Below are 13,878 nucleotides of genomic sequence, written 5' to 3'. Positions count from 1 at the left end.
CCGTCATCGTGGGGCCGTGCCAGGCACTTCTTAGGATCGCGCCTTTGTCTGGCGCCAGGCATGCCTTGCACCGATTTTGTGCGTGTGCGGGCTCTCTGAGAACGACGTGTATGCGCGAAAACCTTCCCGTGATTGACCAAGAATTTGATTACCCGGCGGACGAGCTGTTGATGTCCACCACCGACAGCCAGGGGCGCATCACCCACTGCAATGCCGCTTTCGAGCGCGTCAGCGGCTACACCATGCAGGAGTTGATGGGACAGCCGCACAACCTGGTGCGTCACCCGGACATGCCACCGGAAGCCTTCAAGGACATGTGGTCCACGATTGGCCATGGCCGCAGCTGGAAGGGGCTGGTCAAGAACCGGCGCAAGGACGGCAGCTTCTACTGGGTGGCGGCCCATGTCACGCCCATCGTGCACGAGGGCAGGCCGGTGGGCTATATGTCGGTGCGCGCCAAGTCCACGCGGGCGCAGGTGCAGTCGGCTGAGGCCTTGTACGCGCAGTTGCATGCGCAGCGGGGGCAGCCACAGCCTTCGGTGGCGCTGCACGCCGGCCACGTGCGCCGCCAGGGCTGGCGCAACCACCTGGGCAAGCTGCAGCGCCTGTCCTTCACGAAGCGCATGGCCTGGTTGCTGGCACCGGTGCTGGCGCTGGCTCTGATTTTCCCCTGGATGGGCTGGACCCAGGCGTGGCAGTTGGCTGCGCAGGCGTTGGCGCTGCTGGCGTTGATGGGGCTGGCGCTGTGGCGCTTGCATGCACGTGTCAGCCAGCCGTTGGCGCAGGTGCAGGCGCTGGCCACGGACCTGGCCGGTTGCCAGCTGAACAAACCCTTGCCGCCCTTGCTGTCGGGGCGCCATCCCATGGCCTTGCTGATGGAGCGCCTGCAGCAGATTCACATCAACCTGCGTGCGGTGGTGGGCGATGCGCGGCATGAGATCGGCAGCTTCACCGATCTGTCGCACGGCATTGCGGCGGGCGCCACCCACCTGACGCAGCGCACAGACGTGCAGGCCGGCAAGCTGCAGGAAACGGCCAGCACCATGCAGGTGCTGGCCCAGGCGCTGGGGCAGTCGCAACAGACCACGCTGGAGGTGATGGCGGAAAGCCAGAAGAGTGCGCAGTTGGCATCCGAGGGTGGCAAGGCCATGGAGCACGTGGAAAGCCTGGTGGAGAGCATCCGCCGTTCGTCGCAGCAGATGGGCAGCATCATCGCCACCATCGAGTCGATCGCGTTCCAGACCAACATCCTGGCGCTGAACGCCGCGGTGGAGGCCGCATGCGCCGGCGAGCAGGGGCGTGGTTTCGCGGTCGTGGCCGGAGAAGTGCGGGCCCTGGCGCAAAGCAGTGCCCAGGCGGCGGGGGAAATCCGGCGGCTGATCTCGGACTCGCACACGCAGATGGGGCAGGGGGTGGAGAAGATGCTGGGCGTACCATCGCCGAGGTGGTGCAGGCCGTGGCCCATGTGAGTGATCTGATGGGGGCGATTGGCGATGCCTCGCGCGACCAGGCCAGCGGCATCGGTCAGGTGGATGCCGCCTTGCGCGATCTGGACACGGTGACCCAGGGCAACGCCCGCCAGGCCGAAGAGTCGGCACAGGCCGCCCTGGGTATGAGCAGCAATGCCGCCATCCTGGGCCGCACCCTGGAGTTCTTCAGGCTGTAGCGGAGTGCGGTCCCCATCGGTGGATGGGGTAGACAATCAAAAAGCCCCGGAGCGCATGGCTGCCGGGGCTTTTTTGATGGAGTGTGCGCGGCTTAGGCGGCTTGCTGGTCCTGGATCAGGAAGTTCAGGCGGTCCTGGCCGGCGATCCACAGCGGGGGCTTGCCGCGGCCGGTCCAGGTGGCGCCCGTGGCGGGGTCGCGGTACTTGGGGGCCACGGTTTTGGCGCCGGTGCTGGCGGCCACACGGGTGGTTTTCTTGGAGAAGACGTCTTCTTCGGTCAATTCGTACTCGGCCACGATGGCGCGCACTTGGGCGATGGCAGAAGCCAGGGCTTCTTTGCGTGCCGCTTCAATTTGCTTTTCCAGTTCTGCGCGCTGGGCCAGTAGCTCTTTATAAGTAGTCATCAAGTTCAGAGGTATCGGTGAAAAGGGGAGTTACGCCGAAACGCAATCTCAATTGGGTTTCCATTTTATCTGAGTTTGCAGGAAACAAAAATTAATACGGACAGGGAGTGCAGCTTTCTTGCGGAAATCGTGGGTCATTGAAGAAAATGTGCTGCGCGCTACGTAATTCCACGAATGAAAATTGCATTCCATGGGCGTCAGCTTGTCGAAAGAGCGCCGTGAATAATGGCCGGCAGATAAAAAGTCAAGGAGACGAAACCATGGTGTCATTTGCTGAATTCCATCAGCGCTCGATTGATCCCGCCACCCGCGACGCATTTTGGGCCGAGCAGGCGCGTTGGGTGGATTGGGCGCAAGCGCCGCAGCAAATCTGCGATTACAGCAACCCGCCATTTGCGCGCTGGTTTGCCGATGGCCGATTGAATCTGTGCCACAACGCCGTGGACCGGCATTTGGCCGATCGTGCGGAGCAGGCCGCCTTGATCGCGGTATCGACCGAAACCGAAACGGAAAAGACCTACAGCTACCGCGAACTGCATACCGAAGTGCAGCGCATGGCGGCGGTGCTGCAATCGTTTGGGGTGGAAAAAGGCGACCGGGTGCAAATCTATATGCCCATGATTGCCGAGGCCGTGTTTGCCATGCTGGCCTGCGCCCGTTTGGGGGCCATTCACAGCGTGGTTTTCGGCGGTTTTGCGGCGGTGTCGCTGGCATCGCGCATCGAGGACGCCCAGCCCAAGGTGATTGTCAGTGCCGATGCTGGCTCGCGTGGCGGGCGCGTGGTGCCTTACAAGCCTTTGCTGGATGAGGCCCTGGGCCTCAGCGCCCACAAGCCGCAGGCCGTGCTGCTGGTGAATCGCGGACTGGCCAAAATGGATTTGCGCGCGGGGCGCGACCACCTGTGGGGTGATTTGCGCGCCCGCTATCTGGATGCCCAGGTGCCTTGTACCTGGGTGCAATCCACCGACCCCAGCTATATCCTCTATACCAGTGGCACGACCGGCAAGCCCAAGGGTGTGCAGCGCGATACGGGCGGTTATACCGTGGCCCTGGCCGCCAGCATGCCGCATATTTTCGGCACCAAACCAGGGCAAACCTTTTTCTGCACCAGCGATATTGGCTGGGTGGTGGGCCACAGTTACATCGTATATGGCCCCTTGATTGCCGGCATGGCCACCATTTTGTATGAAGGCCTGCCCATTCGGCCCGATGCCGGCGTGTGGTGGAGCCTGGTCGAGAAATACCGCGTGACCCACATGTTCTCAGCACCCACGGCGGTGCGCGTGCTCAAAAAGCACGATGCGGCTTTTCTGCGGCAATATGACCTGTCCAGCCTGCAGGCCCTGTGGCTGGCGGGCGAGCCCCTGGATGAGCCCACTGCGCAATGGGTCAGCGAGGCCTTACAGGTGCCCATCATCGACAACTACTGGCAGACGGAAACCGGCTGGCCGATTCTGACGCTGTGCAATGGCGTGCAGCCGCAGGTCAGCCGCTTTGGCAGCCCCGGCAAGGCCGTATATGGCTACAACGTGCAGCTGCTGGATGACAAGACCGGCGAGGAACTGACCGAGCCGGACCACAAGGGGGTGCTGGCGATCGAAGGGCCCCTGCCGCCGGGCTGCATGCAGACCGTGTGGGGTGACGATGCCCGCTTTGTCAAAACCTACTGGCAGAGCATCCCGGGCAAGCTGGTCTACAGCACCTTCGACTGGGGCATCCGCGATGCCGATGGCTATTACTTCATCCTGGGGCGCACCGACGATGTAATCAACGTGGCGGGCCACCGGCTGGGCACCCGGGAGATCGAGGAAAGCATTGCCGCCCATCCGGACATCGCCGAGGTTGCAGTGGTCGGCGTGGCCGACAACCTCAAGGGGCAGGTGGCCATGGCGTTCGCGGTGGTACGCGATGCCGGCAAGGTGGCCGATGCTGCGGCCCAGGCGCGCATGGAGGCCGAGGTCATGAAGCTGGTCGACAGCCAGCTGGGGGCCGTGGCGCGTCCTTCGCGGGTGGTGTTTGTGTCGGCCCTGCCCAAGACGCGCAGTGGCAAGCTGCTGCGCCGTGCGCTGCAGGCGGTGGCCGAGCGCCGTGACCCCGGGGACCTGACCACCATGGAAGACCCGACGGCCCTGGCCCAGGTCAAGCAGTTGTTGGATGCCTGACCGGCCTCCGCCCAGCACGAGGGACCGCGAGGTCCCTTTTTTGTGTCGAGGTTTTCGAAAAAAGGAGCTGCTAGCGCAAGCAGGATAAGCGCTGGAAGCCTATTTCTTGCATTTTCTGGGCGACGCAACGCGTCGTGGCCCGTGGGGGGGCGTGTACCCCGTGGGTGCCGGTGGCGTTGACGGCCGCCTGCCCTTCAGCGCACGGCGGCGGGGGCGACGGGCGGTGTGGCCTGGGCGGCCGACCAGGTCGACAGCCAGGTGGGCAACTGGGCCAGCGGCATTGGGGCCGCGAAGTGGAAGCCCTGGGCGATGTGGCAGCCCATGAGTTCCAGGGCGGTGCACTGGTCGGCGCTTTCCACGCCTTCGGCGATCACCGAGTAGCCGAAGGCCTGCGCCAGGCTGACGACGCCATGGACGATGGCGCAATCCCCGGGGTCGCTCAGCATGTCGCGCACAAAGCTGCGGTCGATCTTGAGCGAGTCCAGCGGCAGGCCGCGCAGATAGGTCAGCGAGGAGTAGCCGGTGCCGAAATCGTCCAGGGTCACGCTGATCCGCAGCGCGCGCAGTTGCGCCAGTACCTGGGCCACGTGCTGCAGGTCGTACAGGGCGGCGCTTTCCGTGATTTCCAGGTCCAGCCAGTGCGGGGGCACGTCCGGGTGGGCCTGCAGCAACTCCGTCACCCATTGGGCAAATCCCGGCTGCTGCAGGTGCCGCGCGGAGATGTTGACGGCCACCTGCAACTGCAGCCCCTGTGCGATCAGCTGCTCGATGCAGCCCATGGCATGGCGCAGCGCCCATTGGCCGAACGGCTCTTCCAGCTCCGTGCCTTCGATCAGGGGTAGAAACTCCTGGGGGCTGAGCACGCCGCGCTCCGGGTGCAGCCAGCGTGACAAGACCTCCACACCCACGACGCGCTGGTGGCGGGTGTCGACCTTGGGCTGCACGTAGAGCGTGAACTCCCCACCCTCCAGTCCCTCGCGGATGCGCAGGCCCTGGATCTGCTGCGCGCGCTGGCTGCGTTCCAGGGTGCTGTCAAAAGCCTGGATGCGATTGCGCCCGTTTTGCTTGGCCTGGTACATGGCCTGGTCGGCGTGGCGGATCAGGGTGTCGGCGTCGCAGTCGTCCTCGGGATAGAGGGTGTAGCCGATGCTGGCGGTGATCTGCACGGCTTCGCCATCCAGGGTGTAGGGGCGCGAGATGCTTGCCATGAGCCGCTGCAGCAGGTTTTCGCACTGCACACGGGTGTGGATCTGGCTGAGCAGCAGCACGAATTCGTCGCCGCCAAAGCGCGCCACGCAGTCATCGGCGCGCAGGGCGTGCTGCAGGCGCTTGGCCACCAGGACCAGCAGCCGGTCGCCGGCGTCGTGGCCCAGGCGGTCGTTGATGGGCTTGAAGCCATCCAGGTCCAGGTAGACCACGCCCAGCAACTGCTGGCTCTGGCGCGCCTGGACCAGGGCTTCGTGCAGGCGTGCTGCCAGCTCAATCCGATTCGCCAGTCCGGTCAGGGCGTCAAAGTGCGCCAGCTGCTGCAGGCTGTGCTTTTGTTCCTGCTGGGTGGTGACATCCAGGCACACGCCCAGCATACGCATGGCGCGCCCATGCAAGTCGTAGCGCACCACCTTGCCCATGGAGCGCAGCCAGCGCGAGCGGCCATGCGCCGGCTGCAGGCGCCAGGTGATATCGAAAGGGCCGTCCTCGGGGTGGTCGATGTGGCGCAGCAACTCCTGGTTAAAGCGCGCAATGTCGTGGCTGCCGACCAGCTCGGTCCAGTGCCAGTCCTGGCGGGTCTGGCCCAGGCTGGCCGGGCCATCCTGCACGGGCAGGTGGTTGAGCGTGCTCCAGAACGCATCGCCGGTGATCAGCCCGGTGTGCAGGTCCCAGTCCCAGCGGCCCAGCGAGGCCGCCTCCAGCGTGATGGACAGCAGGGCTTCTCGTTCGCGGATGGATTCTTCCTGGCGCTTTTGCGCATCGATGTCCTGCATCACGCCGCGCATGGCCGTGATGCGGCCATCGTCGTCCAGCACGGCTTCGCCGCGCGAACGCACCCACAGCTTGCGCCCGTCGGTGCGCAGGATCTGGATTTCCAGCTCCCAGTCGCTGCGTGCGCGCAGGCAGTGCTGCAACTGCGTGCGCATGCGGTCGCGGTGCTCGGGGACCACAAAGGTGTTCAGGTAGTCGCGTGGCAAGGTACTGCCGCGTGGCACCCCGTGCATGTCGTAGCAGACATCGGACCAATAGACCAGGCCCTGGCCGCGCCGGTCCTCCCAGGCGCCCAGGCGGGCCAGGTGGCCGGCCTGCTGCAGCTGGCGGTTGAGGGCGTACAGCTCCTGCACGGTGCGCTCGTGCTCACGCATGTCGTGAAAGACGAACAGCATGCACTCTTCGCCACCGACGGTGATCGGCACGGCCGAAATCGTACCTGGCACCAACTCGCCCCTGGTCTGGCACAGGATGCGCATCTTGTCAACCTGGCCCTTGAGGGACAGCTCGTCCAGCAGCTTGCTGCGTTCGTCCGGGGTGGCGTAGACCTGCAGTTCGGCATTGGTGCGGCCGATGATCTGGTGCAGCTCCAGCCCCACCATGCGGCAGAACGCTGGGTTGACATCCACAAAGCGCCCATCGCGCAGCGAGGTAATGCCGGCGGCATCGGGCAAGGTGCGGTAGGCCGCGCTGTAGATGGTCTGCACCACCTGGCGCTGCGCGCTGATGTGGTTGTGCCAGAGGTGGGCCAGTGCGGCCCAGGCCAGTGCCACGGCCAGCCAGGGCAGGTTCAGCCAGTCCCAACCCTGGCCCCACCAGGCGCCGGGGTGCTGCGGCCACTGCTGTGTTTCCCAGATCGCCACCAGGGTGACGGCCAGGACCACAGCCAGGCCCAATGCCGCGGTGCGGGTGCGCAGCAGGGAAAGAAAGAGTGGACGGAGGGCATTCATGGACCGGGGAGTGTGGGGCAGCCGAGAGCAGCCGCAATGCTGGGGGCGGTCCCCGCCCGTTGGAATCGGGGATTTCCTTGTAACAACATGTTTTCCGTGCTGCATCAAGCTTTCGCCCGGGCTTGTGCAGACGGGGTGGACGCCGCCACTAAAATGTGGCTGCAGGCACGACGGACGTGCCTTGTTTTTTTGCAGATCCAACGCTGAGGACACCACTGTGCAAATTGCTGCTTCCATCTTCAAGGCCTACGACATTCGCGGCATCGTGCCTTCTACGCTGAACGAGGACGTGGCGCGCAGTGTCGGGCGGGCCTTTGGCCAAGCTGCCCTGACCGAGGGTGAGCGGGTGGTGGCCGTGGGGCGCGATGGTCGCCTGTCCGGCCCGGCGCTCAGCCAGGCATTGATGGCCGGGCTGGTCGAGGCGGGCGTCGACGTGCTGGACGTGGGCATGTGCACCACGCCCATGCTGTACTTTGCGGCCAGCACCTTGTGCACCAGCGGCATCATGGTGACCGGCAGCCACAACCCCAAGGACTACAACGGTTTCAAGATGGTGCTGGCCGGCCGGGCCATCTATGGCCCCGAGATCCAGGCCCTGCGCCAGACCATCGAGACCGAGCGCTGGTCGTTGCCCGGTGGCGGCCAGGTGCGCCAGGCCGATGTGCTGGAAGCGTACACGGCGCGCATCGTGGGCGATGTGCGGCTCAGCCGCCCGATCAAGTTGGTGGTCGATTGCGGCAATGGCGTGGCCGGCGCCACGGCACCCGGCATCTTTCGCGCCCTGGGCTGCGAGGTGCTGGAGCTGTTCTCGGAGGTGGATGGCACCTTCCCCAACCACCACCCCGACCCCAGCAAGCCCGAGAACCTGCGCGATGTGGTGCGTGCGCTGCAGGAGACGGATGCCGAGCTGGGCCTGGCCTTTGACGGCGACGGCGACCGCCTGGGCATCGTCACCAAGGATGGTCAGACCATCTACCCCGATCGCCAGATGATGCTGTTCGCCCAGGACGTGCTGTCGCGCGTGCCCGGCGCGACGATTCTGTTCGATGTGAAGTGCACGCAGCGCCTGGCCCCCGCGATCCGCGCCGCCGGTGGCGTGCCGGAGATGTACAAGACCGGCCACTCGCTGGTCAAGGCGCGCATGAAGGAAGTCGACTCGCCCCTGGGTGGCGAGATGAGCGGGCACATCTTCTTCAAGGAGCGCTGGTTCGGCTTCGACGACGGCACCTATGCCGGCTGCCGCCTGCTGGAAATTCTGAGCCGCGAGGCCGACCCCAGCGCCGTGCTGAATGCGCTGCCCACCAGTTTTTCCACGCCCGAGCTGAACGTGGCCTGCGCCGAGGGCGAGCCCCATGCGCTGACCGCCGAGTTGCAGGCCCTGGCCCCCGCGGTGTTTACTGCGCCGGCGCAGATCAGCACCATCGACGGCCTGCGCGTGGACTGGCCCGATGGTTTCGGCCTGATCCGTGCCAGCAACACCACACCCGTGCTGGTGCTGCGCTTCGAAGGCCAGACCGAGGCTGCGCTGCAGCGCATCGAGGCGCAGATGCTGGCGCTGCTGGAACGTGTCAAGCCCGGTGCCCAGGTGGGCCATGCGGCGCACTGACCCGCGGACCCTGGCTGCGTAGGACACCGCGCATGAACTGGAGCTTGGCTGCCTATTCCGCCCTGGCCTGGGCCGCACAACCGCTGCTGCGGCGCAAGCTGCGCCGCCGTGCGCAGGCCGAACCCGGCTACGGCGAGTCCGTGGGGGAGCGCTTCGGCCGCTACGCCCCGGCCGACCTGGGCCGCGACGGCGCCGGACACTGGGTCTGGGTGCATGCCGTCTCGCTGGGCGAGACCCGGGCGGCCGCCCTGTTGATCGCAGAGCTGCGCGCGGCCCTGCCCGGCATGCGGCTGTTGCTGACCAATGGCACGGCCACAGGCCGTGCCGAGGGGCGCAAGCTACTGCAGCCCGGGGACGTGCAGGTCTGGCAGCCTTGGGACAGCCCACAGGCCGTGCGGCGGTTTTTGCGCCAGTTCCGCCCCGCCGTGGGCGTGCTGATGGAAACCGAGATCTGGCCCAATCTGGTAGCCGGCTGCCACCAGGCCGGCGTCCCCCTGGTGCTGGCGAATGCGCGGCTCAATCCCAAGTCCCTGGCCGGTGCGCAGCGCTGGCCGGCCTTGTTCGGCCCCACCTACGCCGCCTTGCGGGCCGTCTGGGCGCAGTCCCAGGAGGATGCCGAGCGCCTGCGCAGCCTGGGCGCGCCGGTGCAGGCCGTGCTGGGCAATCTGAAGTTCGATGTCCAGCCCGACGCGCAGCTGCTGGCCCGGGGCCAGGCCTGGCGCACCGCCAGCCCACGCCCGGTGGTGATGCTGGCCAGCGCCCGCGAGGGCGAGGAAGCCCAGTGGGTGGCCCAGTGGGATGGGCGCAAATTCCACGGCGTGGCGGGGCAATGCCAATGGCTGATCGTGCCGCGCCATCCACAGCGCTTTGAGGCGGTGTATGCCCTGTTGCAGGGGGCCGGCCTGCGCGTGGCCCGCCGCAGCGCCTGGGGCGAAGGCCTGCCGCCCGCGGACGTGGATGTCTGGCTGGGCGACAGCGTGGGCGAGATGCCGCTGTACTACGCCGCCGCCGATGTCGGGCTGCTGGGTGGCAGTTTCGAACCCCTGGGCGGCCAGAACCTGATCGAGGCGGCCGCCTGCGCCTGCCCCATGGTGATGGGGCCGCACACCTTCAACTTTGCCCAGGCTTCGCAGCAGGCCTGCGAGGCCGGCGCCGCGTTCCGCGTGCTGGACATGGAGCAGGGCGTGCAACTGGCCACCGCCCTGGCGCGCGATGCCGATGGGCTGCGCCGTGCGCGCCAGGCGGCGCTGGAGTTTGCCCAGGCCCACCGCGGTGCCGCGCGGGCCACGGCCCAGGCGATTGCAGCGATCGTGCACACGGGCGATACTTTGAAAAAGTGAGCTATCAGCGCTTGCCAGTTGTGCGCTGGAAGCCATTTTTATTGATATTTTTGCGACCGCATCGGTTCGGCGCTGCACGATGTACAACACCCACGATCCCCAAGTCCTTCCTATCCGCGACGGCGTCAAGCCCAGTTGCGTGGTCTTGCCCAGCACCGGGCAGGGCCGCACCCTGGACTATCTGGTGCAGCGCCTGCCCGCCGTCGCCGGGGACGACTGGCGGGCCCGCATGGCGCGCGGCGAGGTGGTGGATGAGCTGGGCCGCCCGGTGCAGCCGGACACCCCGCTGCTGCATGGCCTGCGCGTGTACTACTACCGGGAAGTGGACACCGAGCCCCACATCCCCTTCGAGGCCGAGGTGCTGTACCAGGACGCGCACATCGTCGTGGCCGACAAGCCGCACTTTCTGCCCGTGGTGCCCGGCGGGCGCTACCTGCAGAACACCTTGCTGGTGCGGCTGAAAAAGCAGCTCGGCCTGCACGACCTGTCGCCCGTGCACCGCATTGACCGCGACACGGCGGGGCTGGTGCTGTTCGCCATCCGGCGCGAAGACCGGGGGGCCTACCAGGCCCTGTTTCGTGAGCGCACGGTGCACAAGACCTACGAGGCGATTGCGCCCTGGAACCCGCAACTGCAGTTTCCCCGCGAGCACGCCAGCCGCATGGTCGAAAGCCAGAACTTCATCCGCATGCACGAGGTGGCGGGCACGCCCAACAGCCTGACGCGCATGGAGCTGCTGGAGCACAACCGGCAATGGGCGCGCTACCGGCTCAGCCCCGTCAGCGGCAAGCGCCACCAGCTGCGCGTGCACATGGCCGCCCTGGGCCTGGGGCTGAAGGGCGATGGCCTGTACCCAGTGGTGGACGATGCGCCGGAAGGCGACTTCTCGCGCCCGCTGCTGCTGCTGGCCCAGACCCTGGCGTTCCAGGACCCGGTCACCGGTGCGGCGCGGCAGTTTTGCACCCGCCGCAGCTTGGGGCCCTTGCCAGACCCGGCGCCGGCCGCCTGAACCTGCCCGCGTGGTGCGCGAGGCGCAATTGCAGCCCTGCGCCCGTGGTACAGGCCTGCAAACCTATAATCCCCGGTTGTCCCGTGTCGCGAGCTTTGCGCACAACGAAACCACATATCCATGAGCACTCCCACTTTCTCCGTTGCAGACATCCGCAAGACGTTCCTGGACTTCTTTGCCTCCAAGGGCCACACCATTGTGGAATCCAGCCCGCTGGTGCCCGGCAATGACCCCACCTTGATGTTCACCAACTCGGGCATGGTCCAGTTCAAGGACGTGTTCCTGGGTACCGACAAGCGCCCCTACACGCGTGCGACCAGCGTGCAGACCTGCCTGCGTGCCGGCGGCAAGCACAACGACCTGGAGAACGTGGGCTACACGGCCCGCCACCACACCTTCTTCGAAATGCTGGGCAACTGGTCGTTCGGCGACTACTTCAAGCGCGAATCGCTGAAGTGGGCCTGGGAGCTGCTGACCGAGGTCTACAAGCTGCCGGCCGAGCGCCTGCTGGCCACCGTCTATGCGGAAGACGACGAGGCCTATGACATCTGGACCAAGGAAATCGGTCTGCCTCCCGAGCGCGTGATCCGCATCGGCGACAACAAGGGCGGCCGCTACAAGTCCGACAACTTCTGGATGATGGCCGACACCGGCCCCTGCGGCCCTTGCTCGGAAATCTTCTACGACCACGGCCCGGAAATTCCCGGCGGCCCTCCAGGCTCGCCCGATGAAGACGGCGATCGCTACATCGAGATCTGGAACAACGTGTTCATGCAGTTCGACATGGCCGAAGACGGCTCGGTCAAGCCGCTGCCCGCACCTTGCGTGGACACCGGCATGGGCCTGGAGCGCCTGGCGGCCATTCTGCAGCACGTGCACAGCAACTACGAGATTGACCTGTTCCAGAAGCTGATCGCCGCGGCCGGCCGCGAGACCCACACCGCCGATCTGGCCACCCCCTCGCTGAAGGTGATTGCCGACCACATCCGCGCCACCGCCTTCCTGGTGGCCGACGGCGTGATCCCTTCCAACGAAGGCCGTGGCTACGTGCAGCGCCGCATCGTGCGCCGTGCCATCCGCCACGGTTACAAGCTGGGCCAGAAGACCCCGTTCTTCCACAAGCTGGTCAAGGACCTGGTCGCCGTGATGGGCGATGCCTACCCCAAGATCCGCGAACAGGAAGCCCGCATCACCGACGTGCTGCGCGTGGAAGAAGAGCGCTTCTTCGAGACCCTTGCCAACGGCATGGACATCCTGGACAGCGCGCTGGCCGGTGGTGCCCAGGTGCTGCCCGGCGATGTCGCCTTCAAGCTGCATGACACCTATGGCTTCCCGCTGGACCTGTCCAACGACGTGGCGCGCGAGCGTGGCGTGACGGTGGACGAGGCCGGTTTCCACGCGGCCATGGAGCAGCAGAAGAACCAGGCCCGCGCGGCCGGCAAGTTCAAGATGGACCGTGCGCTGGAGTACACCGGTGCCTCCAACACGTTCACCGGCTACGACCGTCTGGTGGAATCTGCAAAGATCGTAGCGTTGTACGTCGACGGCACGCCCGTTTCGGCACTGAACAATGGCCAAAGCGGCGTTGTGGTTCTGGACACCACACCCTTCTACGCCGAATCCGGCGGCCAGGTCGGCGACCAGGGCGTGATCAGCGCCGGCTCGGCCCGCTTTGCCGTGGCCGACACCCTCAAGATCAAGGCCGACGTGTTCGGTCACCACGGCACGCTGACCACCGGCACGCTGAACGTGGGCGATAGCGTGCAGGCCGAAGTCGACACCCAGCTGCGCGCGGCCACCATGCGCAACCACTCGGTCACGCACATCATGCACAAGGCCCTGCGCGAGGTGCTGGGCGAGCATGTGCAGCAAAAGGGCTCGCTGGTCAACGCCGACCGCACCCGCTTTGACTTCACCCACAATGCCCCCGTGACCGCGGAAGAAATCCGCGAGATCGAGCGCCGTGTGAACGCGGAAATCCTGGCCAACACCGCCACCGACGCCCGCGTGATGGACATCGAATCGGCCAAGGCCACCGGCGCCATGATGCTGTTCGGCGAGAAGTACGGCGAATCCGTGCGTGTGCTGGACATCGGCAGCAGCCGTGAACTGTGCGGCGGCACCCACGTGCACCGCACCGGTGACATCGGCCTGTTCAAGGTCGTGGGCGAGTCCGGCGTGGCCGCTGGCGTGCGCCGTATCGAAGGCATTACCGGCGAGAACGCGCTGGCCTACCTGCAATCGCTGGAATCCACCGTGGACCAGGCCGCTGCGGCCTTCAAGGCACCAGCGACCGAGCTGACCCACCGCATCGGCGGTGCCCTGGATCAGATCAAGGCCCTGGAAAAGGAAATCGCTGCTCTGAAGGGCAAGCTGGCCTCCAGCCAGGGCGATGAGCTGCTGACGCAGGCGGCAGACGTCAAGGGCGTGAAGGTGTTGGCCGCCAAGCTGGAAGGTGCCGATGCCAAGACCCTGCGCGACACCATGGACAAGCTCAAGGACAAGCTAGGCGCGGCCGTGATCGTGCTGGCGGCCGTGGACGGCGACAAGGTGCAACTGGCCGCAGGCGTGACCAAGGCCGAGACTGCCAAGGTCAAGGCCGGTGAGCTGGTGAACTTTGTGGCCCAGCAAGTGGGTGGCAAGGGGGGCGGCAAGCCCGATATGGCCATGGCCGGCGGCACCGATGCTGCGGCGGTGCCCGCTGCGCTGGCCTCCGTGCAAGCCTGGGTGACCGAGCGCATCTAAGACGCAAACGGCCCAG

9 protein-coding genes are annotated in these 13,878 nt (G+C 66.1%); 7 read left to right on the top strand and 2 right to left on the bottom strand.

What is annotated here, in order from left to right; all coding sequences use genetic code 11:
• The first annotated feature begins 110 nt into the window (after positions 1–110).
• On the top strand, positions 111–1,469 hold the full coding sequence (locus CA2_RS10565) for a methyl-accepting chemotaxis protein (RefSeq protein ID WP_156106017.1): 1,359 nt from the start codon (positions 111–113) through the stop codon (positions 1,467–1,469).
• The gene (locus CA2_RS18575) at positions 1,457–1,666 is read left to right on the top strand and encodes a hypothetical protein (protein WP_169741469.1); all 210 of its coding nucleotides are present in this window, start codon (positions 1,457–1,459) and stop codon (positions 1,664–1,666) included. Before CA2_RS10565 ends, CA2_RS18575 begins: the two co-directional genes overlap by 13 nt.
• Positions 1,667–1,758: 92 nt before the next feature.
• On the opposite strand, the gene CA2_RS10560 is transcribed toward CA2_RS18575, so the two are convergent.
• A complete protein-coding gene (locus tag CA2_RS10560; RefSeq protein ID WP_042416507.1) occupies positions 1,759–2,070 on the bottom strand; it encodes an H-NS histone family protein in 312 nt (103 codons plus the stop codon).
• A gap of 236 nt (positions 2,071–2,306) precedes the next feature.
• Here CA2_RS10560 and CA2_RS10555 point away from each other — a divergent pair, with 236 nt between their 5' ends.
• A complete protein-coding gene (locus CA2_RS10555; protein ID WP_281176771.1) occupies positions 2,307–4,232 on the top strand; it encodes a propionate--CoA ligase in 1,926 nt (641 codons plus the stop codon).
• A gap of 194 nt (positions 4,233–4,426) precedes the next feature.
• On the opposite strand, the gene CA2_RS10550 is transcribed toward CA2_RS10555, so the two are convergent.
• Positions 4,427–7,162 carry a sensor domain-containing protein gene (locus tag CA2_RS10550; RefSeq protein ID WP_169741468.1) on the bottom strand — a complete coding sequence of 912 codons (2,736 nt, stop codon included), beginning with the start codon at positions 7,160–7,162 and terminating at the stop codon, positions 4,427–4,429.
• 217 nt (positions 7,163–7,379) lie between these two features.
• Here CA2_RS10550 and CA2_RS10545 point away from each other — a divergent pair, with 217 nt between their 5' ends.
• The 4 genes from CA2_RS10545 to alaS all read left to right on the top strand — a co-directional run bounded on the left by CA2_RS10545 (position 7,380) and on the right by alaS (position 13,862).
• The gene (locus tag CA2_RS10545) at positions 7,380–8,768 is read left to right on the top strand and encodes a phosphomannomutase/phosphoglucomutase (protein ID WP_042416501.1); all 1,389 of its coding nucleotides are present in this window, start codon (positions 7,380–7,382) and stop codon (positions 8,766–8,768) included.
• 32 nt (positions 8,769–8,800) lie between these two features.
• Entirely contained in the window at positions 8,801–10,108 is a 1,308-nt protein-coding gene (locus CA2_RS10540; RefSeq protein WP_042416498.1) for a 3-deoxy-D-manno-octulosonic acid transferase, read from the top strand.
• 79 nt (positions 10,109–10,187) lie between these two features.
• Complete coding sequence (locus CA2_RS10535; RefSeq protein WP_042416495.1) at positions 10,188–11,117, top strand: pseudouridine synthase; 930 nt, start codon at positions 10,188–10,190, stop codon at positions 11,115–11,117.
• A 120-nt stretch (positions 11,118–11,237) separates the two neighbouring features.
• Positions 11,238–13,862, top strand: coding sequence for an alanine--tRNA ligase (alaS, locus tag CA2_RS10530; RefSeq protein ID WP_042416492.1), 2,625 nt, complete (start codon positions 11,238–11,240; stop codon positions 13,860–13,862).
• Positions 13,863–13,878: the final 16 nt, after the last annotated feature.

Source organism: Comamonas aquatica NBRC 14918 (assembly GCF_000739875.1).
GTDB lineage: Bacteria > Pseudomonadota > Gammaproteobacteria > Burkholderiales > Burkholderiaceae_C > Comamonas > Comamonas aquatica.
The sequence above is the reverse complement of the archived record's forward strand: the minus strand, read 5'-3'. Positions and strand labels throughout refer to the sequence as shown.